Here is a 21,026-nt window from a genome sequence, read left to right on the forward strand (position 1 = left end):
GTTGCTCATGCCGTGAATTGGAGCGCAGCGAGGCGCGCATAAACGCCGCCCTGCGCCACCAGCGTCGCGTGCGTTCCCTGCTCGACGATCCCGCCGTGGTCCAGCACCACGATACGGTCGGCCTTCTGCACCGTCGCCAAGCGGTGTGCGATCACGACTGTCGTGCGGTTTTCCATCGCCGATTCCAGTGCCGCCTGCACCATGCGTTCGCTCTCCGCGTCCAGTGCGCTCGTGGCCTCGTCGAGCAGCAGCAGCGGCGGGTTCTTGAGGATCGCACGCGCGATCGCGATGCGCTGGCGCTGTCCGCCCGACAGGCGCACGCCGCGCTCGCCGAGGAAGGTGTCGTAGCCCTCGGGCAGCGCCTGCAGGAAGTCGTGGGCGAAGGCGGCGCGGGCGGCGGCATGCACCTCTTCGGCCGTTGCGTCGGGCCGGCCGTAGCGGATGTTCTCGAACGCGCTGGCCGAGAAGATCACCGCATCCTGTGGCACCAGGCCGATGCGGGTGCGCAGGTCGGGCAGGGCGAGCGAAGCCAGCGGAGTGCCATCGAGCAGCAGGCGGCCCGATTGCGGGTCGTAGTAGCGCAGCAGCAACTGGAACACTGTGCTCTTGCCCGCGCCGCTCGACCCCACCAGCGCCACGGTTTCGCCGGGCGCGACGTCGAGGCTGAAGCCGCGCAATGCCGGCGTGTCCGGCCGGGACGGGTAATGGAAGGTCACCGCATCGAACCTGATCGCGCTGCCCGCCACGGGAACGGGCGCGACCGTCGGATTTGACGGTGAAAAGATGGCCGCGGGCGCATGCAGCAGTTCCATCAGCCGCTCGGTTGCGCCGGCTGCGCGGAGCAAGTCGCCGTACACCTCGCCGAGCACGGCGGTCGCACTGGCCAGGATGGCGACGTAGACGACGGTCTGGCCCAGGTGGCCGGCCGTGATGTCGCCGCGCAGCACTGCCTGCGTGCCTTGGTACAGGCCCCAGAGCAGCGCCGCGGAGGTCGCGATGATGATGAACGCCACCAGCACCGAGCGGGCCTTGGTTCGGCGCACGGCGGTGCGGAAAGCGTTCTCCGTCGAACCGCTGAAGCGAGCGGCCTCGCGGCCTTCGGCCGTGTAGCTCTGCACCACCGGAATCGCGTTCAGCACCTCGGCGGCGATGGCGCTCGAATCGGCCACGCGGTCCTGGCTGGCGCGCGACAGCTTGCGCACGCGGCGGCCGAACCACATGCTCGGCAGCACCACCAGCACGAGGATGCCCAGCACCTGCACCATCACATAGGGATTGGTCCACACCAGCACGGCCAGCGCGCCGATGCCCATCACCGCGTTGCGCAGGCCCATGCTCAGCGAGGAGCCGACGACCGTCTGCACCAGCGTGGTGTCGGCTGTCAGGCGCGAGAGCACCTCGCCGGTCTGCGTGGTTTCGAAGAAGGCCGGGCTCTGCTTCAGCACGTGGCCATAGACCGCGTTGCGGATGTCGGCCGTCACGCGCTCGCCCAGCCAGCTCACCGTATAGAAGCGCGCCGCCGAGAAAAGACCGAGCGCCACTGCCACCGCGAAGAGGGCGCCGAAGTGCTCGCGCAGCGCCATCGTCTGGGCGCCCTTGTCGGCGCTGATCAAGCCACCGTCAATCAGGCTGCGCAATGCGATAGGGAAAACCAGTGTGGTGAGCGCCGCCATCACCAGAAAGATGCCTGCCAGGACGATTTGCACCCGGTAGGGACGGAGAAAAGGGCTCAGGCCCGAGAGCGATCGGGGCGAGCCCTTGGCCATGGAAGACGGTGGGGGAGAAGCCATGGAAGGATTCTACAGAAACATTGCTACTACAAAGGCAGCCTTGACAATAACTGCCTCGGCAACTAATATTCGACCCATGAGCGATGCAACTACCCCCCAAGCCCCGTCGGCGCCTGCCGACGCCGAGCGTCGCGCGCCTGCAGCCTTCTACAGCCCGGAAACCTACCGTACCGAAGAAAGCATCGGCTACCTGATGCGCCGCATCGTCACGGCGGTCGGCCAGTCGGTCGAAAACCGCATGTGCGAGCCGGGCAGCCCGACCTATCCGCAGTGGGTGCCTCTCTATAAATTGCATGTAGGCGCCGCTACCACCGTGGCCGAACTGGCCCGTGCCTGCGAACTCGACACCGGCGCCATGACGCGCCTGCTCGACCGCCTCGAGGCCAAGGGCCTGTGCCGCCGCGTGCGATCGCTCGAAGACCGCCGCGTGGTCAATATCGAGCTCACCGACGAAGGCCGTGCCGCCGCCAAGGAAGTGCCCTACGTGCTGAGCCGTGTGCAGAACGAACACCTTGCCGGCTTCAGCACCGAAGAATGGGAGCAGCTCAAGGGGTACTTGCGCCGCATCCTCGACAACGCCCAGGCCCTCGCGGCCCGTGGAGATAAAAATGACTGAGTCCCTCGCCGTGCGCGCCGTGCGTCGCACACCCATCGTGGCCGCCGCACTGCTGGCGGTGGCATTGGCCGGCTGTGCCGACATGTCAGGCATCGGCTCGCAGGCCAAACTGCGCGACGCCTCGTCGCTGGGCATCGCGCCCGACAGCGCCGCGGCGCCGGCGTCCCGGCTCGACAGCCAATGGTGGCTGGCCTTTGGCGATACGCAGCTCGATTCGCTGATCGATCAGGCCGTGGCCGGCAACCCGAACTTGCAGGTCGCTCAAGCCCGCCTTGCGCGTGCGCAGGCCTCGGCGGACATTGCCGGCGCGGCGCTCAAGCCGCAGGTCAAGGGCGACCTCGACCTGAAGCGCCAGAAGTTCAACACCAACTACATCTACCCCGCACCGCTGGGCGGCTCGACGCAGAACATCGGCCTGCTGCAGCTCAGCGCCAGCTGGGAACTCGACTTCTTCGGCAAGAACCGCAGCGCGCTCGACACCGCCATCGGCGCGGCCAACGCCGCGGCCGCCGATGCGGATGCCGCACGCGTGCTGCTCGCGAGCAACGTGGCGCGCAGCTACTTCCAGTGGGCGCGCCTGAACGACCAGCTCACCGTTGCCGGGCGCACGCTGGCGCAGCGCGACGAAACGCTCAAGCTCGTGCGCGACCGCGTGTCCGCCGGCCTCGACACCCGTCTCGAACTGCGCCAGAGCGAAGGCGGCCTGCCCGAGGCACGCCAGCAGATCGAATCGCTCAACGAGCAGATCGCGCTGCAGCAGCACGCACTCGATGCGCTGGTCGGCCAGCCGAACGTGTCGGCATCGCTCAAGCCGCCGGTGCTGGCGAACGTCAAACCGATGGCGCTGCAGGCGAACATTCCGGCCGACCTGCTGGGCCGCCGCGCCGACATCGCCGCCGCGCGCTGGCGCGTCGAGGCCGCCACGAGTGACGTGGCCAATGCCAAGACCCTGTTCTATCCCAACGTGAATCTCACGGCCTTCGCCGGCTTCCAGAGCCTGGGCTTCGGCAAACTGCTGAAGTCGGGCAGCGAGCAATGGGGCGTGGGCCCCGCCATCACGCTGCCGATCTTCGAAGGCGGCAAGCTGCGGGCCAACCTGCGCGGCAAGTCGGCCGACCTCGACGTGGCCATCGAAAGCTACAACGCCACCGTGCTCGACGCGGTGCGCGACGCGGCTGACCAGGCCACCAGCGCGCAGTCGATCGCGCGCCAGCAAGCTGAACAACGCGCCGCGCAGGCCGCTGCCGAGGGCGCCTACGACATCGCCGTGCAGCGTTACCGCGCGGGCCTCGGCAACTACCTCAACGTGCTGACGGCGGAAACCTCCGTGCTGGCGCAGCGCCGGCTGGCGGTCGATCTGGCCGCCCGCGCGCTCGACACACAGGTAGGTCTGGCGCGCGCGCTGGGCGGCGGCTGGCAGCCCCCGGCCACCGCCACGGCAGCGGCGCCATCAGCCGCAATGAACTGACATCACCCGAACCAGTCCGATTTTTTCGTCTTCGGAAAGAACTTCATCATGAGCGACAACAACACTCCGACGCCCTCTGCAGCAGCAGCTTCCGCAGCCCCCGAGGCGCCCGCCGGCAATGGCAAGCGCCGCCGCGCGCTCACCGCGCTCGCCGCGGTGGTGATCGTTGCCGGCGGCGGCTGGGGTGTCTACGAATGGCTGGTCGCCAGCCACTACGAGGACACCGACAACGCCTACGTGCAGGGCAACGTGATCCAGATCACGCCGCAGATCGGCGGCACCGTGATGGCCATCAACGCCGACGACACCGACTTCGTGAAGGCCGGCCAGCCGCTGGTGCAACTCGACCCGGCCGATGCCAAGGTGTCGCTCGAACAGGCCGAAGCCGCGCTCGCGCAGGCCGTGCGCCAGGTGCGCACGCTGTACGCCAACAACGGCTCGCTGGCCGCGCAAGTCACGCTGCGCCAGGCCGACATCGTCAAGGCGCAGAGCGACATCGCCAAGGCGCAGGACGACCTGCAGCGCCGCCGCGCGCTGTCGGGCAACGGCGCCGTGTCGAAGGAAGAGCTCAACCATGCCGAAACGCAGCTCGACACCGCCAAGAGCCAGCTCGCAGCGGCGCAGGCCGGCGTGGTCGCCGCGAAGGAAGCCCTGGTCAGCAACCAGTCGCTGACCGAAGGCACCAGCGTGGCCCAGCACCCCAGCGTGCTGGCCGCTGCCGCCAAGGTGCGCGAGGCCTACCTCGCCACGCAGCGCGTGGCCATGCCCGCGCCGGTCGACGGCTACGTCGCCAAGCGCACCGTGCAGCTCGGCCAGCGCGTGGCCGCCGGCACGCCGATGATGTCGATCGTGCCGCTCAACCAGCTGTGGGTCGACGCCAACTTCAAGGAAGTGCAGCTGCGCAACATCCGCATCGACCAGCCCGTGAAGCTTACGGCCGACGTCTACGGCAAGAAGATCGAATACAGCGGCAAGGTCGCGGGCCTCGGCGTGGGCACGGGCAGCGCGTTTGCGCTGCTGCCCGCGCAGAACGCCACCGGCAACTGGATCAAGGTGGTGCAGCGCGTGCCCGTGCGCATCGCGCTCGACCCTGAGCAGCTCAAGTCCAACCCGTTGCGCATCGGCCTGTCGATGGATGCCGAGATCGACATCTCCTCGAAGAGCGGCAAGATGCTCGCCGACGCGCCGCGCGCCGCTGCGCTCACGCAGACGCAGGTCTACAGCCAGCTCGACCGCGGCGCCGACGCCGAAGTGGAGCGCATCGTCGCGGCCAACCTCGGCCGCAGCGCGTCGGCCACGGCAGCTGCCGCACCGGCGAAGAACCCGACAGCGCCTGCCACGTCGGTGGCCGCGCAGGGGCAACCGGGCTGATCGCCCGGACTTTCTTCCTCAGGTAAACAGTTCGCCCATGGCCACCGCTGCTCCTGCTTACGTCGCGCATCCGCCGCTCGAGGGCGCAGCCCGCCTCTGGGGCACGGTCGCGCTGTCTGCGGCAACCTTCATGAACGTGCTCGACTCGTCGATCGCGAACGTGTCGCTGCCTGCCATCTCCGGTGACCTGGGCGTGAGCACCACGCAGGGTACCTGGGTCATCACCAGCTTCGCGGTGGCCAACGCCATCGCGGTGCCGCTCACTGGCTTCATGACGCAGCGCTTCGGACAGGTGCGCCTGTTCATGGCCAGCGTGATCCTGTTCATGATCACCTCGCTGATGTGCGGCCTGGCGCCGAACATGACGACGCTGATCGCCTTTCGCGCCCTGCAGGGCTTCGTTGCGGGCCCGATGATCCCGCTGTCGCAGACGCTGCTGCTGTCGAGCTATCCGCGCGCCAAGGCGGGCCTCGCGATGGCGATGTGGTCGATGACCACGCTGGTCGCGCCGGTGATGGGGCCGCTGCTCGGCGGCTGGATCACCGACAACATCTCGTGGCCGTGGATCTTCTACATCAACATCCCCGTGGGCATCGTCGCCGCGGCCATCACCTGGGCGCTGTACCGTCACCGCGAGAGCGCCACGCACAAAGTGCCGATCGACGCCATCGGCCTTGCGCTGCTGGTGCTGTGGGTGGGCTCGCTGCAGCTGATGCTCGACAAGGGCAAGGAACTCGACTGGTTCCACTCGGCGCAGATCATCACGCTGGCGGTGGTGGCCGTGGTCGGCTTCGCGTTCTTCCTGGTGTGGGAGCTGACCGACAAGCATCCGGTGGTCGACCTGTCGCTGTTCAAGCGCCGCAATTTCTGGTCGGGCGCCGTGGCAACGGCCGTGGCCTATGGCCTGTTCTTCGGCAACGTGGTGCTTCTGCCGCTGTGGCTGCAGCAGTGGATGGGCTACACCGCGACGCAGGCGGGCATGATCATGGCGCCTGTCGGGCTGCTGGCGATCTTCTTCTCTCCGGTGGTGGGGCTCACGGTGGCCAAGATCGACCCGCGCCGCTATGCGACCTTCTCGTTCCTGGTGTTCGCGCTGGTGCTGTGGATGCGCTCGCACTTCAACACGCAGGCCGATTTCGTGACGATCATCATCCCGACGATCATCCAGGGCATCGCGATGGCGTTCTTCTTCATTCCGCTCGTGACCATCACGTTGTCGGGCCTCACGCCCGACCGCATTCCGGCCGCGTCGGGACTGTCGAACTTCCTGCGGATCACCGCGGGCGCGATGGGCACGTCGATCACCACCACGTTGTGGGAGAACCGCGCGGCGCTGCATCACTCGCAATTGGCGGAGACCGTGAACCAGGGCAACAACGCGGCGACCAGCGCGATGTCGGGCCTCGCGGGCAGCGGCTTCAGCAGCGAGCAGGTGCTGGGGCAGCTGAACCGCATCGTCGACCAGCAGTCGTTCATGCTGGCGACCAACGACATCTTCTATGCGTCGGCGATCCTGTTCCTGCTGCTGATCCCGCTGGTGTGGTTGGCGCGGCCGCAGCGCGGCGGTGCCGGCAGCGACGCCGCAGCCGGCGCGCACTGAGCGCGCACACCATCGCCTCATCGACCCCCAGCCTCCGCAAGGAGCCTGGGGGTTTTCTTTGTCGCTGCGACGACAGTCCCGATTCGGATGCCGCACAGGTCCGTGCAGGTTGCACTGCAGCATAGGCATTTGCCCCAGTATCCAAGCGAGTGGCACGCACGAACAATCGGTCCGCGCTCAATGGTGGCGCATTGGGATGGACCGCATGACCGACTTTCTTTTTCCGAATCCGGGCGACCTCGCGAGATGAGCGACGTCATCCTCGAAACACGCGAGCTCACCAAGGAATTCAAGGGGTTCACTGCCGTCAGCAAGGTCAATCTCTCGGTGGTGCGCGGCTCGATCCATGCGCTGATCGGCCCGAACGGCGCCGGCAAGACGACCTGCTTCAACCTGCTCACCAAGTTCCTCGAGCCGACCACCGGCACGATCCTCTTCAACGGACAGGACATCACCGGCGAGCGGCCCGCGCAGATCGCGCGGCGCGGCATCATCCGCTCGTTCCAGATCTCTGCCGTGTTCCCGCACCTCACGCTGCTCGAGAACGTGCGCCTGGGCCTGCAGCGCCGGCTGGGCACTTCGTACCACTTCTGGAAGAGCGAGAAGTCGCTCAAGCCGCTCGACGCGCGCGCCCGCGAACTGCTCGCCGAAGTGGGCCTCGAGGCACTCGCCGACGAACAGACCGTGAACCTGCCGTACGGCCGCAAGCGCGCGCTCGAGATCGCGACCACGCTGGCCATGGAGCCCGAGCTGATGCTGCTCGACGAGCCCACGCAGGGCATGGGCCATGAAGACGTGCACCGCGTGGCCGAACTCATCAAGCGCGTGTCGGCCGGACGCACCATCCTGATGGTCGAACACAACATGAGCGTGGTCTCCACCATCGCCGACACCATCACCGTGCTTCAGCGCGGTGCCGTGCTGGCCGAAGGACCTTACGCCGAAGTCTCCGCGAATCCCCAGGTCATGGAGGCCTACATGGGCACCACCGACGGCCAGCTGCAAGGGGCCCACTGATGACCGCGGCACTTCAGATCAAGGGCCTGCAAGCCTGGTACGGCGAATCGCACGTGCTGCATGGCGTCGACATGGTCGTGCAGCCGGGCGAAGTCGTCACGCTGCTGGGCCGCAACGGCGCGGGCCGCACCACCACGCTGCGCGCCATCATGGGGCTCACCGGCGCGCGCAAGGGCAGCATCGAGGTCAACGGCAAGGAGACCATCGGCATGCCGACGCACCGCATCGCGCACCTCGGCATCGGCTATTGCCCGGAGGAGCGCGGCATCTTCGCGAGCCTTTCGTGTGAAGAAAACCTCTTGCTGCCGCCCGAGCTGAAAGGCGCGGGGCAGGGCATGTCGGTCGAAGAGATCTACGCCATGTTCCCCAACCTCGCCGAGCGCCGCCACAGCCAGGGCACGCGCCTGTCGGGCGGCGAGCAGCAGATGCTGGCCGTGGCGCGCATCCTGCGCACCGGCGCCAAGCTGCTGCTGCTCGACGAAATCTCCGAGGGCCTCGCGCCGGTCATCGTGCAGGCGCTGGCCCGAATGATCACCATGCTGCGCGCCAAGGGCTACACCATCGTCATGGTGGAGCAGAACTTCCGCTTCGCGGCGCCGTTGGCGGACCGCTTCTATGTGATGGAGCATGGCCGCATCGTCGAAAAATTCGGCGCGGCCGAACTTGAAGCCAAGATGCCGGTGCTCACCGAACTGCTCGGCGTCTGAACTCGAACACCCAACAAGATTTTTCAGGAGACCCAACACCATGAACAAGAAACTCGGACTCATCGCCACCGCCGTCGCCATCCTCGCCTTGAGCGCAGGCGCTGTGCAGGCGCAGGAAAAAGTGAAGATCGGTTTCGTCACCGATATGTCGAGTCTCTACGCCGACCTGGAAGGCAAGGGCGGCGCCACCGCCATCCAGATGGCCATCGACGACTTCGGCGGCAAGGTGCTGGGCCAACCCATCGAACTGCTGACGGCCGACCACCAGAACAAGGCCGACATCGCCGCTTCCAAGGCGCGCGAATGGATCGACACCGCTGGCGTGACCATGGTCTTCGGCGGCACCAACTCCGGCACCGCGCTGGCCACCGCCAAGGTGGCGGAAGAGAAAAAGCGCGTGTACTTCAACAACGGCGCCGGCAGCTCGGTGCTCACCAACGAGCAGTGCAGCCCCTACACCGTCCACTATGCCTACGACACCGTGGCGCTGGCCAAGGGCACCGGCGCGGCCGTGGTCGATCGCGGCGGCAAGAGCTGGTTCTTCCTGACGGCCGACTACGCCTTCGGCCACGCACTCGAAGCCGACACCACCAAGGTGGTGAAAGAGAAGGGCGGCACGGTGGTGGGCGCGGTGCGCCATCCGCTGAACGCATCCGACTTCTCGTCGTTCCTGCTGCAGGCGCAGAACTCCAAGGCGCAGATCCTCGGCCTGGCCAACGCCGGCGGCGACACCATCAATTCGATCAAGGCCGCCAAGGAATTCGGCATCAACAAGACCATGAAGACCGCCGGCCTGCTGGTCTTCCTGAGCGACATCCACAGCCTGGGCCTGAGGAACACCGAAGGCCTGCTGCACACCACCAGCTGGTACTGGGACCTGAACGACGACACGCGCAAGTTCGCCAACCGCTTCTTCGAGAAGACCAAGCGCATGCCCACCGACGTGCAGGCTGCCGACTACTCGGCCACCACCACCTACCTGAAGGCCGTGGCCGCCGCCAAGACGACCGACTCCGACAAGGTGATGGCGCAACTCAAGAGCATGAAGGTTGACGACTTCTACGCCAAGGGTCAGATCCGCGCCGACGGCAGCTTCATCCACGACATGTACCTGGTCGAAGTGAAGTCGCCCGCCGAATCGAAGAAGCCTTGGGACTACCTGAAGGTGCTCAAGACCCTGCCGGGCGACCAGGTCTTCACGGCCAAGGCAGAAACCAAGTGCGCCAGCTGGAAGTGATGCTCGCCCTCACGACTTTCCGTTCCTTCTCCAGGAGTTCCCGACCATGAAAAAGACGTTCGTGCTTTCCGGCCTGTCCCTTGCCATGGCGCTTGCCGCGGGCGCCGTCCAGGCCCAGGACAAGGTCAAGATCGGCTTCATCACCGACATGTCGAGCCTCTACGCGGACGTGGAGGGCAAGAACGGCGCCCTCGCGATCCAGATGGCCATCGACGACTTCGGCGGCAAGGTCAACGGCATGCCCATCGAGCTGCTGCAGGCCGACCACCAGAACAAGGCCGACATCGCGGCTTCCAAGGCGCGCGAATGGATCGACACGCAGGGCCTGACGATGCTGTTCGGCGGCACCAGCTCGGGCACGGCGCTGGCCATGGCCAAGGTGGCGCAGGAGAAAAAGCGCGTGTTCGTCGTGAACGGTGCCGGCAGTTCGGCGCTCACCAATGAGCAGTGCAGCCCCTACACCGTGCACTACGCCTACGACACCGTGGCGCTGGCCAAGGGCACGGGCAGCGCCGTGATCGCACGCGGCGACAAGAGCTGGTACTTCCTGACGGCCGACTATGCCTTTGGCCAGGCACTGGAAGCCGACGCGTCCAAGGTCGTGAAGGAGAAGGGCGGCACCGTGGTGGGCAGCGTGAAGCATCCGCTCAACACCTCCGACTTCTCCTCGTTCCTGCTGCAGGCGCAGAACTCCAAGGCCCAGGTGCTGGCGCTGGCCAATGCGGGCGGCGACACCATCAACTCGATCAAGGCCGCCAAGGAATTCGGCATCACCAAGACCATGAAGATGGTCGGCCTGCTGGTGTTCGTGACCGACGTGCACAGCCTGGGCCTGAAGAACACCGAAGGCCTGCTGCTCACCACCAGCTGGGACTGGAACCTCGACGACAAGACGCGCGCCTTTGGCAAGCGCTTCTTCGAGAAGACCAAGCGAATGCCCACCGACATCCAGGCCGCCGACTATTCGGCCACCATGACCTACCTGAAGGCCGTGCAGGCCGCCAAGACGGTCGATGCCGACAAGGTGATGGAGGCGCTCAAGAAGACCCCCGTCGACGACTTCTATGCCAAGGGCAGCATCCGCGCCGACGGCCGTTTCGTGCACGACATGTACCTTGTGCAGGTCAAGTCGCCGGCCGAATCCAAGCAGCCGTGGGACTACTACAAGGTGGTCCAGAAGCTGAAGGGCGAAGAGGTCTTCACGACGAAGGCCGAGAGCAAGTGTGCCCTCTGGAAGTGATCTCCCGCGGGCGCGCAGCCGCCCGGGTTCGTTGAAACACTTATGACCATTTCCCTTCCTGCGTTGTTGAGCCAGCTCCTCCTGGGGCTGGTCAACGGCTCGTTCTACGCCATCCTGAGCCTCGGGCTGGCGGTGATCTTCGGCCTGCTCAACGTCATCAACTTCGCGCATGGCGCGCTGTTCATGCTGGGCGCCGTCCTGACATGGATGGCGATGGAGTATCTCGGCGTCAACTACTGGGTGATGCTGATCGCGGCGCCCATCGTCATCGGCATCTTCGGCGTGCTCATCGAGCGCCTGCTGCTGCGCTGGATCTACAAGCTCGACCACCTCTACGGCCTCTTGCTCACGCTGGGCCTCACGCTGCTGATCGAGGGCGTGTTCCGCTCGGTCTACGGCGTGTCGGGGCTGCCCTACGACGCGCCCGATGCGCTGTCGAGTTCCACCGACCTGGGCTTCATGGTGCTGCCGAACTATCGCGCCTGGGTGGTCGTTGCATCGCTGGTGATCTGCTTTGCGACCTGGTTCGTGATCGAGAAGACCCGCCTGGGCGCCTACCTGCGCGCCGGCACCGAGAACCCGCGGCTGGTGGAGGCCTTCGGCGTCAACGTGCCGCTGATGATCACGCTGACCTATGCCTTCGGCTGCGCGCTCGCGGCCTTCGCCGGCGTGCTCGCTGCACCGGTGATGCAGGTGTCGCCGCTGATGGGGCAGAACCTCATCATCGTGGTGTTCGCGGTGGTCGTGATCGGCGGCATGGGTTCGATCATGGGCGCCATCCTCACGGGTCTCGGGCTCGGCGTGATCGAAGGGTTCACCAAGGTTTTCTATCCCGAGGCATCGTCTACGGTTGTGTTCGTGATCATGGTCATCGTGCTGTTGATTCGCCCCGCCGGCCTGTTCGGCAAAGAAAAATAAGGCGAGTGGCATGAACACGAAAAAAATCTCCCTCATCGTCTACGCACTTCTGCTGGTGGCGCTCGTCGCGGCGCCGTTCTTCGGCGCCTATCCGGTGTTCGTGATGAAGCTCATGTGCTTCGCACTGTTCGCCGCGGCCTTCAACCTGCTGCTGGGCTTCACGGGCCTGCTGTCGTTCGGCCACGCGGCCTTCCTCGGCGGCTCCGCGTACGTGGCGGGCCATGCCATCAAGGTCTGGGGGCTCACGCCTGAACTGGGCCTGATCGCGGGCACGCTCAGCGGCGCTTTCCTCGGCTGGATCTTCGGCGTGCTGGCCATTCGCCGCCAGGGCATCTACTTCGCGATGATCACGCTGGCGCTCGCGCAGATGATGTTCTTCGTCGCGCTGCAGGCCAAGTTCACCGGCGGCGAAGACGGCCTGCAGGGCGTGCCGCGCGGCAAGCTGTTCGGCCTGGTCGACCTGTCCAACGACCTCACGATGTACTACGTGGCACTGGTCATCGTGGTCGCGGCCTTCCTGCTGATCGTGCGCACCATCCACTCGCCCTTCGGGCAGGTGCTCAAGGGCATCAAGGAGAACGAGCCGCGCGCGCTGTCGCTGGGCTACGACGTGAGCCGCTTCAAGCTGCTGGCTTTCGTGATCTCGGCGGCGCTGTCGGGACTGGCCGGTTCGCTCAAGACGCTGGTGCTGGGCTTCGCCACGCTGTCGGACGTGCACTGGACCGCTTCGGGCCAGGTCATCCTGATGACGCTGGTGGGCGGCCTGGGCACGCTCTCGGGTCCGCTGGTGGGCTCGGCCGTGGTGGTGCTGCTCGAGAACAAGATCGGCGAACTCGGCAACCTGCTTGCGCGCATCACGACGGTGGACTGGTTCAACACGCTGGGCGAGTCGGTGACCATGGTCACGGGCCTGATCTTCGTGATCTGCGTGCTGGCCTTCCGCAAGGGGATCATGGGCGAGATCATCGCGTTCATCGACAGGCGGCGGGCGAAGTAATGCGCGGCCAACAAAAAAGGGAGCCTGGGCTCCCTTTGTGTTTGCGGATCAGCAATCGGTAATCAGCAGTTGCCTTTTTTCGCCTGGCCGGGCGGGCAGAAATCGCGATCGCGGTCATGGCCGTGCCGATGGCCGCCGTCGTGGTGGCGGTGGTCGTCTTCCCATTCGCGCTCGCGGCGGGCTTCACGGCGGGCTTCTTGCCGGCGCCAGTCGCCTTCGGTCCAGCGCCAGCCGCCGCGGTCTTCGACCCAGCGGCCTGGGGCATAGGCGTATCCCGCGCGCTCGGGCTGCCAGCCGCCCGGGCGCCATCCGTAGGCGCGGCCGTCCCAGGCCCAGCGGCCCGGTACCCAGACGAAGCCGCCGCGTGGCGGGGGCAGAGGCTCGTAGCGCGGCGGCGGCGGTGCCGTCATCACCAGTCCGGGCACGTTGATGTTGACCGAGACTTGCGCGTTGGCGGCAATGGGGCTTGCAAGGATGGAAAGGGCGCCGGCCGCGGCCAGCACTGCGATTCGAATCTTCATGGATGATCCTCCGTTTTAAATGAGTGGGGCACGATTCCCAACGCAGGCGGCAAGGAATCGGTTGTCAGGTCTTGTGCGCGGCTACAACAGTTACAGCTTCAGCGGTGCGGCGTAGCCGGTCATTTCCAGATAGCCGCGGCCCACGCGGTGGCCTTGGACATCGAGCAGTTCGCTCACGCCTTCCCAGTACACGCCGCCGGTCGAACCGCGGCTGTCGAGTTCCTGGTCGTCGAGCAAGGCGCGCACTTCGAAGTTGCCGGCGGGCGTTTGCACGCGCCATTGCGTCGGGTACTTCGCCTGCGTGCGCGGACTGTTCCAGGTCTTGAGGGCTTCGAAGCGCACTTCGTCATTCCTGAAGGTTCGTGCCGCGCCATCGCGCTGGCGGAACGAGCCACCGGTCCACAGCGCGCTGCCGTCGCTGCGCCGCAGGCGGAAGGCGGTGAGGGCGCTGCCGTCGTCGAGGTTCATGCCGATCCAGTCCCAGCCCACGGCCTCGGGGTGCATCAGCGCTTCGCTCCATTCGTGGTCGAGCCACGCGGCGCCGGCGATATCGAAGGCTTGTCCCTTGAGCGTGAGCCTGCCCTGGGCCTTGAGCTGCGGCTCGCTGTAGTAGTAGCTCGCCTGCGATGCCTCGGGGCCCTTGCGCGAGAGGCCGGCGTTGCCTTGCAGAAGCACCGGCTGCGTCGGCGTGAAGCGCAGCTCGAGCGTGAATTCGCCGGCCGGAACGCGCGCAACGTAGAGCCCGTTCTCCCGCACCAGCGACCAGTCGCGGATGCGCACGTCGGTGTCGTTGGTGCCGGCTTCGGCCACGCCAAAGCCCGCGCGTGCGATGCGCTGGTCGTGCAGCAGCACGCGGCCTTCGAGGTCGGTGACGGCCGCGTGCGCGAACACGAGATGCTTCGCGGCGAAGGCCGAGCGCATGCCCTGCGTGGCGTCGACGCGCGAGCGGAAGAAGGTCACCTGGAAGCCGAACTCTCGTCCGCCCGGAGTCTTCGCGTGGCCGGTGACGTACCACCATTCGGTGTGCAGGTCGGGGTGGCTGCCGAAGTCGCGCGGGAACTCCATCCGGCGCTCGGGCAGTGCCCACGCCGTCAGCGGCCCGGCCGCGAGCGCCGCCAGCAGCAGGCCGCGCCGCGAGAGGCCGAACAGCGGCGAAGGAGGAGGCCTCATGCCGCCACCAGCGCATCGATGCGCCGCTGCGCCGGCGCGATGTCGCCGAAGGCATTCCGCACCCAGGCCGCATCGTGGTAGCTCGGCAGATAGCGCTCGCCCGCATCGCACAGCAGCGAAAGAATGGAGCCCTGCTGTCCCGCCGCGCGCATTTCGTGCGCCACGGCCAGCATGCCGATGAAGTTGGTGCCCGTCGACGGCCCGACCTTGCGGCCCAGCAGTGCCGACAGTGCATGCATCGCCGCCACCGAGTCGAGGTTCGGCACTTCGATCATCCGGTCGACCAGCGTGCGGATGAAGCTGGGCTCCACGCGCGGCCGGCCGATGCCTTCGATGCGTGAGCCCGCGTCCGTCAGCGAGGCATCGCCCGTGCGGTGGTAGGCCGAGAACACGGAGCCCTCGGGGTCGGGCACGCACACCTGCGTGTCGTGGCAGCGATAGCGCAGGTAGCGCCCGATGGTCGCGCTGGTGCCGCCCGTACCCGCGCCCACCACGATCCACTTCGGCACCGGATGCCGCTCGCGCGCCATCTGCTGGAACATGCTCTCTGCGATGTTGTTGTTGCCGCGCCAGTCGGTCGCGCGCTCGGCATACGTGAACTGGTCCATGTAGTAGCCGCCGCTGCGCTCGGCCAGCGCGCGCGCCTCTTCGTACACCTGGGCGGCATGGTCCACGAAGTGGCAGCTCGCGCCGTAGAAGGCGATCTGCGCGACCTTCTCGGGCGAGGTGGTACGCGGCATCACGGCGATGAAGGGCAGGCCCAGCAGCCGCGCGAAGTAGGCCTCGCTCACGGCCGTGGAGCCGCTCGAGGCCTCGACGATGGTGGTGCCCTCGCGCACCCAGCCGTTGCACAGCGCGTAGAGAAAGAGCGAACGCGCGAGCCGGTGCTTGAGGCTGCCGGTCGGGTGCGTCGATTCGTCCTTCAGGTAGAGGTCGATGCCGTGCGCCGCGAGCGAGGGCAGGGGCAGCGGGATCAGGTGCGTGTCGGCGCTGCGCTGGTAGTCGGCCTCGATGCGGCGGATGGCGCTGTCGAGCCAGGCGTTGCAGGACGAAGAAGAAAGTATTTGCTGCATATCGGCCTCAGTCTACAAGTCATGGTTTGTAACCCGGCGCGGCCGTAAATCGGGATACTGTGCGCTGCCGCTCACAAGGCAGAGGAGACGGAGACACATGAAAAAAACGAACCTGGGCGCCGTTGCGCTCGCGGCCCTCGCGTTGTCCGGCTGCGCCAGCAGCCCCTCCGGCAACGGCATGCCGACGCGGCCCTCCTCGTCGTTCGCAGTGCCGGGGCTCGAGAAGCCCGCCGAGGTGCTGATCGACCGCTGGGGCGTGCCGCATCTCTATGCGGGCACGCTCTACGACGCCTTCGTGGCGCAGGGCTACATCGCCGCGCGCGACAGGCTCTGGCAGATGGACCTGTGGCGCAAACGCGGCCTCGGCGAAATGGCCAGGGACTTCGGCCCGGCCTGGGTCGAGAGCGATCGCGCCGCGCGCGCCGTGCTCTACCGCGGCGACATGTACCGCGAATGGCTCGCCTACGGCTCCGACGCCAAGCGCGTGGCTGAAGCCTTCACCGCGGGTGTCAACGCCTACGTGGCACAGGTGCGCGCACAGCCCGCACTGCTGCCCGCAGAATTCGCGCTGCTCGGCTACCAGCCCGCGACATGGTCGCCCGAGGACGTGGTGCGCATCCGCCACCACGGCCTCACGCTCAACTTCACTTCCGAGATCGAACGCGCCCGCGCGTTCTGCGGGGGCGCTGCCGGCGTCAAGGCCGACTGGCTGCGCCGCGAGCTCGATCCGCCCGTCACGCCGCGCATGCCGCCGGGGCTCGACCCGTGCGGCATTCCGGCCACCGAATTGCGCGCGGCCTACCTGCGCGCCACCGAGCCGCCGCAGTTCACCAAGGCCAATACGCGGTTGGGCGTGAACGCGGGCGCGACTGTCGTGCCCGTGGCCCTGCTGCCCGGCAGCGCGGAAGCCACGGCGCAGCTGGGAGAAGAGCAGCAGCAAGCGTCGCAGGGCGACCCGACTGGCGCCTACGGCAGCAACAACTGGGTGATCTCGCCGAAGCTCACCGCCACCGGCCGGCCCATCCTGGCCAACGACCCGCACCGCTCGCACGGCGCGCCGAGCCTGCGCTACATGACGCACCTGAGCGCGCCTGGCATGGACGCCATCGGCGCAGGCGAGCCTTTCCTGCCGGGCCTGTCGATCGGCCACAACGGCACCATCGCCTTCGGCCTCACGCGCTTCTACATGGACCAGGAAGACCTGTACGTGTACCAGCTCAACCCGAGCGACCCCGGCGAGTACCGCTACCAGGGCCGCTGGGAGCCGATGACGCGCGTCACGGAGCGCATCGAGGTGAAGGGCGAGAGCGCGCCGCGCGAGGTGGTCAACACCTTCACCCGCCATGGCCCCGTGCTGCTGGCCGAGCCCGGCAAGCAGCGCGCGTATGCGTTGCGCGCCGCGTGGCTGGAGCCTGGCATGGCGCCGTATTTCGGTTCGATGGACTACATGCGCGCGCGCAACTGGGACCAGTTTCGCGCGGCCATGAACCGCTGGGGCGCGCCAGGCGAAAACCAGGTCTACGCCGACACCAGCGGCAACGTCGGCTGGATCCCCGGCGGCCTCACGCCCATCCGGCCCAACTGGGACGGCCTGATGCCGGTGCCCGGCGACGGGCGCTACGAGTGGTCGGGCTTTCGCAACGGCGACGAGTTGCCTTCGGAGTTCAACCCCGCGCGCGGCTATGTCGTGACGGCCAACGAGAACAACATTCCGCCCGACCACCCCGCCGCGAAGAAGGGCGTCGGCTACGAGTGGAGCGACGCGGCCCGCGCACGCCGCCTCAAGGCGCTGTTCGCGGCCAAGGTGGCGGCGGGTTCGCGCTTTACCGTCGAGGACTCGCAGCGCATGCAGAACGACATCGTCGCCACGCCCGCGCAGCGGCTGCTCAAGCTGCTGGCCGGCTTGCGCAGCGACGATCCGCAGACCGCTTCGGCGCTGCGCATGCTCCAGGGCTGGGACGGCGCCATGGACCGCGACAGCGCCGCCGCCGCGCTGTACGAAGTCTGGAGCAGCAAGCCCTTGCGCGCGGCCGTGCTCAAGGCTGGCGCGGGCGATGCGGGCGCCGCGCTGGCCGGGCCCGGCGACAACACGCGCATGGTGCTGCTGCTCGAGAACCCGTCCGGCTGGGTCACGAACGAGCAACGCGACACGCTGTTGCTCGAGACCCTGCCGCTCGCCATGCAGGAACTCAGCGCCAGGCTCGGCCCCGATGCCGCCGCATGGAAGTGGGGCACGCTGCATCGCGCCGAGTTCCGCCATCCGCTGGGTGGCGTGGTCGATGCGGCCACGCGCAAGAAGCTCGACGTGGGCGACTGGCCCATGTCCGGCTCGGCCTTCACGCCGATGGCCGCCACCTATCGGCCGAGCGACTACAAGTTGACTGCGGGCGCCTCGTTCCGCATGGTGCTCGACGTGGGCAACTGGGACGCGTCGCGTGTCATCAACACGCCGGGCCAGTCGGGCAACCCCGACAGCCCCAACTACCGCGACCTGGCGCCACTGTGGTTGGAGGGCAAGTACGTGCCGCTGGTCTATACCCGCGCCGCGGTCGAGAAGGAAACCGTGGAGCGCATCCAGCTGACGCCAGGCCGCTGAGGCCGGGGCGGCAGGCGAAGCACCTGCCTACCAGTCTTCCTTCACCGCCAACACCACATCCCTGCCGGCCGCCGCCCGCCCTGCCAGCCAGGCGGTGACGGTGCCCGCCACCACCACCGCGCCGCACAGCGCCAGCAGCCGCAGCCACGGCACCAGCAGGTCCATGCTCCAGTGGAAGCTCTGCGGGTTCACCACCTTCACCAACACCACCGACACGGCCAGCCCGAGCAGCAGCCCCGCGACCGCGCCGATGGCCGTCCACGCGGCGCCTTCGCCCGCCACTACCGCCAGCACCTGCCGCCGTGTGAAGCCCAGGTGTGCGAGCAGGCCGAACTCCTTGCGCCGTGCCAGCACCTGCGCGCTGAAGCTCGCGGCGATGCCGAACAGGCCGATGGCGATGGCCACCGCCTGCAGCCAGTAGGTCACGGCAAAGCTGCGGTCGAAGATGCGCAGCGAGGTCGTGCGGATCTGGCCGACCGAGGCGATCTCGACGGACTCCGCGGAGCCGCCTTCCTGGCGCGCCGCCAGTGCGCGCACCTGTGCCTGCACCGCGCCTTCCGACGCACCGGGCGCGAGCCACAGCGCCACGTCGCTCACGTTGCGTTCGCCGGTGATGCGTTCGAAATCGCGCGCGTCCATCGTGACCGTGCCGAACTGCCGCGCATAGTCGCGCCACACGCCCGCCACGAAGAACACCTGCGGCTTCTTCGTGCCGGCTGCCACGCCCATTGCGGCCGACAGCGGCGCGAACGCGGTGCCCGGCTTCGCGCCGTACAGCTCGACCATCGGCTCGCTCACGTAGATGCCGACCTGCCCCTCGGGCACCGGCAGCGCGACGCCCACCAGCGGCAGCGACTGCGTGGCGCCGCCTTCGAGGCTGCGCGCGATCAGCGTGACCGCGGGCCGGGTCGCGTCGAGCTGCAGTGTCTTCGTGCGCAGCGTGCCCGTGCGCGCCACGCCGGGCAACTGCGCCAGCGCCTGCACGAAGGCGGGCGGGAAGGTCGCGGTGTCGGTGCTGCTGCTGTTGCCGGCGTTGCCGCCGCGCCCACCCGCAGTGGCGCGCAGGTACAGGTCGGCCGGCAGGACCACGTCGAGCCAGTGCGTGACCGAATCGCGAAAGCTGGCGACCATCACCGTGAGCGCGACCGCGAGGCTCAGGCTCGCGACCACGCCGCTCACTGCCACGGCCGCCGTGCCCCGCATGCGGCGCGCGCGCTCGATGGCCAGCATCGGCAGCACGCGTTGCGCGAACGCGGGCGCGATGCGGTCGTACAGCAGCGCGATGAGCCAGGGCAGGGCGGTGATGCCGCCCACCAGCAGGCAGGCCACCGACAAATACGCGGCCACTGGAATGCCGCCGATGGCCGGCACGTTGGCCAGCACCGCGCCGAGCGCGATCAGCCCCAGCGCCAGCCAGTGGCTGTTGCCCTGGGTAGGCGCCGCGCCCAGCCCCTTGAGTGTTTGCGCTTCGGGCAGCGCCTGCGCCGCGCGCGCGGGCCACCAGCCGCCAACCAATGCGGCCACCACGCCGAGTCCGCCGTAGAGCGCCGCCGCGCCGCTGCTCCAGTGCAGCTTGGGCGCGACGCATTCGAAATACCCGCCGCCCAGGTCGCCGCCGAGCACCCGCAGCGCAAAGGCCGCGAGCGCGGTGCCGAGCACGAGCCCGGCCGTGCTGCCGATCAGACCCAGCACCAGCGATTCGGTCAGCACCAGCCGCAGCCGTTCGCGCGGCGTCAGGCCCAGCACGCCGAGCAGCGCGAACTGCTGCGCGCGCTTGGCCACGCTGAGCGCCAGCACCGAGAACACCAGGAACGCGCCCGTGAAGAGCGCCACCAGCGCCAGTACCGTCAGGTTGACGCGGTAGGCGCGCGACAGGTTGCTCACGCGCTCGGCCGCATCGCCGGGCTCGGCGAACTGCACGCCTGCGGGCCAGCCCGGCGACTGCTGCAGCGAGGCCATGAAGGCGGCCCTGTCGGTACCGGGTGCCAGCCGAAGGTCGATGCGGCTGAGCCGGCCGACCTGGCCGAACAGCTCCTGCGCGGCCGCGATGTCCATCACCGCGAGCGCCGAGCCGCTGGCGGCGACGTGGCCGGACACGTCGAGCCGCTGCCAGGCATCGCCGCTGCGCAGCTGCATCGTCTCCACGACGCCACCGCCGGGCGCTTGCGCGGGCAGGCCCAGCGCGGTGCGCGCCGCGGTGTTGAGAAACACATGGCCCGGTGCGAACAGCGCAAAGCGATCGGCACCGGCTGCGGCCTGTGGCATCAGCGCCGGGGCGATGGCAGGCAGCACCAGCGCATCGACGCCGATCACGCGCATCGGAACCTGGCGCTCGCCCGCCAGCGCCAGGCCCTGGAGCTCGACCACGGGGCTCGCCAGCGTCACCTGCGGATGACGGGCCAGCCGCGCGAACACGGCCTCGTCGAAGCCACCCTGCACGGCGCGCACTTCCAGGTCGGGCTGGCCGTTGACCGAGCGCACCGCGCTCGCGAACTCGTCGAGCGCCGACGCATTGATCAGCTGCACCGAGAAGGCCAGCGCCACACCCAGCATCACCGCCAGCACGGCCGCCGCATTGCGCCAGGGGTGATGGCGGAGTTCCTGCCAGGAGAAGGTGGTGAGCAATGCGCGCATGGGCCGATTGTCGCGATGTGCGCGGATCGAAGCTGCTGGTGCGCGAGACTGAGCCGGTGGCCGCGCCGCGG

General features: G+C 67.8%; 16 protein-coding genes. 11 read left to right on the forward strand and 5 right to left on the reverse strand.

Features of this window, described 5'->3' with window-relative positions:
- Window positions 1–5: 5 nt before the first annotated feature.
- The gene (locus tag AC1DFC_RS03385) at window positions 6–1,790 is read right to left on the reverse strand and encodes an ABC transporter transmembrane domain-containing protein (protein ID WP_413331855.1); all 1,785 of its coding nucleotides are present in this window, start codon (window positions 1,788–1,790) and stop codon (window positions 6–8) included.
- 76 nt (window positions 1,791–1,866) lie between these two features.
- On the opposite strand from AC1DFC_RS03385, the gene AC1DFC_RS03390 reads away from it, so the two are divergent.
- From AC1DFC_RS03390 to AC1DFC_RS03435, 10 genes are all read left to right on the forward strand, one after another.
- Window positions 1,867–2,406 carry a MarR family winged helix-turn-helix transcriptional regulator gene (locus AC1DFC_RS03390; protein WP_042674198.1) on the forward strand — a complete coding sequence of 180 codons (540 nt, stop codon included), beginning with the start codon at window positions 1,867–1,869 and terminating at the stop codon, window positions 2,404–2,406.
- Window positions 2,399–3,874 carry an efflux transporter outer membrane subunit gene (locus AC1DFC_RS03395; RefSeq protein WP_413331856.1) on the forward strand — a complete coding sequence of 492 codons (1,476 nt, stop codon included), beginning with the start codon at window positions 2,399–2,401 and terminating at the stop codon, window positions 3,872–3,874. The genes AC1DFC_RS03390 and AC1DFC_RS03395 overlap by 8 nt, the downstream gene beginning before the upstream one ends.
- A 48-nt stretch (window positions 3,875–3,922) precedes the next feature.
- Window positions 3,923–5,245 (forward strand): EmrA/EmrK family multidrug efflux transporter periplasmic adaptor subunit, encoded by a 1,323-nt coding sequence (locus AC1DFC_RS03400; RefSeq protein ID WP_478178672.1) that lies wholly within the window; start codon window positions 3,923–3,925, stop codon window positions 5,243–5,245.
- Between the two features lie 37 nt (window positions 5,246–5,282).
- Window positions 5,283–6,845, forward strand: coding sequence for a DHA2 family efflux MFS transporter permease subunit (locus tag AC1DFC_RS03405; RefSeq protein ID WP_007837722.1), 1,563 nt, complete (start codon window positions 5,283–5,285; stop codon window positions 6,843–6,845).
- Between the two features lie 246 nt (window positions 6,846–7,091).
- Window positions 7,092–7,862, forward strand: coding sequence for an ABC transporter ATP-binding protein (locus AC1DFC_RS03410; protein ID WP_007837720.1), 771 nt, complete (start codon window positions 7,092–7,094; stop codon window positions 7,860–7,862).
- The gene (locus tag AC1DFC_RS03415; protein WP_413312543.1) at window positions 7,862–8,569 is read left to right on the forward strand and encodes an ABC transporter ATP-binding protein; all 708 of its coding nucleotides are present in this window, start codon (window positions 7,862–7,864) and stop codon (window positions 8,567–8,569) included. The genes AC1DFC_RS03410 and AC1DFC_RS03415 overlap by 1 nt, the downstream gene beginning before the upstream one ends.
- A 40-nt stretch (window positions 8,570–8,609) precedes the next feature.
- Complete coding sequence (locus AC1DFC_RS03420; RefSeq protein ID WP_007834406.1) at window positions 8,610–9,806, forward strand: ABC transporter substrate-binding protein; 1,197 nt, start codon at window positions 8,610–8,612, stop codon at window positions 9,804–9,806.
- 46 nt (window positions 9,807–9,852) lie between these two features.
- Entirely contained in the window at window positions 9,853–11,046 is a 1,194-nt protein-coding gene (locus tag AC1DFC_RS03425) for an ABC transporter substrate-binding protein (protein ID WP_413312542.1), read from the forward strand.
- A gap of 42 nt (window positions 11,047–11,088) precedes the next feature.
- The gene (locus AC1DFC_RS03430; protein WP_056596243.1) at window positions 11,089–11,964 is read left to right on the forward strand and encodes a branched-chain amino acid ABC transporter permease; all 876 of its coding nucleotides are present in this window, start codon (window positions 11,089–11,091) and stop codon (window positions 11,962–11,964) included.
- Window positions 11,965–11,974: 10 nt separating this feature from the next.
- Window positions 11,975–12,961 (forward strand): branched-chain amino acid ABC transporter permease, encoded by a 987-nt coding sequence (locus AC1DFC_RS03435; protein WP_413331857.1) that lies wholly within the window; start codon window positions 11,975–11,977, stop codon window positions 12,959–12,961.
- Between the two features lie 62 nt (window positions 12,962–13,023).
- Here AC1DFC_RS03435 and AC1DFC_RS03440 read toward each other — a convergent pair whose 3' ends face one another.
- The 3 genes from AC1DFC_RS03440 to AC1DFC_RS03450 all read right to left on the reverse strand — a co-directional run bounded on the left by AC1DFC_RS03440 (window position 13,024) and on the right by AC1DFC_RS03450 (window position 15,725).
- Window positions 13,024–13,482: a YXWGXW repeat-containing protein gene (locus AC1DFC_RS03440; protein WP_007836611.1), complete on the reverse strand. Its 459-nt coding sequence runs from the start codon at window positions 13,480–13,482 to the stop codon at window positions 13,024–13,026.
- A gap of 90 nt (window positions 13,483–13,572) precedes the next feature.
- Window positions 13,573–14,652: a lipocalin-like domain-containing protein gene (locus tag AC1DFC_RS03445; protein WP_478178673.1), complete on the reverse strand. Its 1,080-nt coding sequence runs from the start codon at window positions 14,650–14,652 to the stop codon at window positions 13,573–13,575.
- Window positions 14,649–15,725 (reverse strand): PLP-dependent cysteine synthase family protein, encoded by a 1,077-nt coding sequence (locus AC1DFC_RS03450; protein ID WP_413331859.1) that lies wholly within the window; start codon window positions 15,723–15,725, stop codon window positions 14,649–14,651. The genes AC1DFC_RS03445 and AC1DFC_RS03450 overlap by 4 nt, the downstream gene beginning before the upstream one ends.
- Window positions 15,726–15,822: 97 nt before the next feature.
- Here AC1DFC_RS03450 and AC1DFC_RS03455 point away from each other — a divergent pair, with 97 nt between their 5' ends.
- On the forward strand, window positions 15,823–18,321 hold the full coding sequence (locus AC1DFC_RS03455; protein ID WP_478178674.1) for a penicillin acylase family protein: 2,499 nt from the start codon (window positions 15,823–15,825) through the stop codon (window positions 18,319–18,321).
- Between the two features lie 27 nt (window positions 18,322–18,348).
- Here the strand turns inward: AC1DFC_RS03455 and AC1DFC_RS03460 are convergent, their stop codons facing one another.
- Window positions 18,349–20,955, reverse strand: coding sequence for an FtsX-like permease family protein (locus AC1DFC_RS03460; RefSeq protein ID WP_478178675.1), 2,607 nt, complete (start codon window positions 20,953–20,955; stop codon window positions 18,349–18,351).
- Window positions 20,956–21,026: the final 71 nt, after the last annotated feature.

It is taken from the genome of Variovorax sp. 10L421 (assembly GCF_056395365.1).

Bases quoted from the DNA above. Each gene is read 5' to 3' on its own strand.
- AC1DFC_RS03385 (WP_413331855.1), bottom strand. From the start codon at position 1,790: ATGGCTTCTCCCCCACCGTCTTCCATGGCCAAGGGCTCGCCCCGATCG.
- AC1DFC_RS03390 (WP_042674198.1), top strand. From the start codon at position 1,867: ATGAGCGATGCAACTACCCCCCAAGCCCCGTCGGCGCCTGCCGACGCC.
- AC1DFC_RS03395 (WP_413331856.1), top strand. From the start codon at position 2,399: ATGACTGAGTCCCTCGCCGTGCGCGCCGTGCGTCGCACACCCATCGTG.
- AC1DFC_RS03400 (WP_478178672.1), top strand. From the start codon at position 3,923: ATGAGCGACAACAACACTCCGACGCCCTCTGCAGCAGCAGCTTCCGCA.
- AC1DFC_RS03405 (WP_007837722.1), top strand. From the start codon at position 5,283: ATGGCCACCGCTGCTCCTGCTTACGTCGCGCATCCGCCGCTCGAGGGC.
- AC1DFC_RS03410 (WP_007837720.1), top strand. From the start codon at position 7,092: ATGAGCGACGTCATCCTCGAAACACGCGAGCTCACCAAGGAATTCAAG.
- AC1DFC_RS03415 (WP_413312543.1), top strand. From the start codon at position 7,862: ATGACCGCGGCACTTCAGATCAAGGGCCTGCAAGCCTGGTACGGCGAA.
- AC1DFC_RS03420 (WP_007834406.1), top strand. From the start codon at position 8,610: ATGAACAAGAAACTCGGACTCATCGCCACCGCCGTCGCCATCCTCGCC.
- AC1DFC_RS03425 (WP_413312542.1), top strand. From the start codon at position 9,853: ATGAAAAAGACGTTCGTGCTTTCCGGCCTGTCCCTTGCCATGGCGCTT.
- AC1DFC_RS03430 (WP_056596243.1), top strand. From the start codon at position 11,089: ATGACCATTTCCCTTCCTGCGTTGTTGAGCCAGCTCCTCCTGGGGCTG.
- AC1DFC_RS03435 (WP_413331857.1), top strand. From the start codon at position 11,975: ATGAACACGAAAAAAATCTCCCTCATCGTCTACGCACTTCTGCTGGTG.
- AC1DFC_RS03440 (WP_007836611.1), bottom strand. From the start codon at position 13,482: ATGAAGATTCGAATCGCAGTGCTGGCCGCGGCCGGCGCCCTTTCCATC.
- AC1DFC_RS03445 (WP_478178673.1), bottom strand. From the start codon at position 14,652: ATGAGGCCTCCTCCTTCGCCGCTGTTCGGCCTCTCGCGGCGCGGCCTG.
- AC1DFC_RS03450 (WP_413331859.1), bottom strand. From the start codon at position 15,725: ATGCAGCAAATACTTTCTTCTTCGTCCTGCAACGCCTGGCTCGACAGC.
- AC1DFC_RS03455 (WP_478178674.1), top strand. From the start codon at position 15,823: ATGAAAAAAACGAACCTGGGCGCCGTTGCGCTCGCGGCCCTCGCGTTG.
- AC1DFC_RS03460 (WP_478178675.1), bottom strand. From the start codon at position 20,955: ATGCGCGCATTGCTCACCACCTTCTCCTGGCAGGAACTCCGCCATCAC.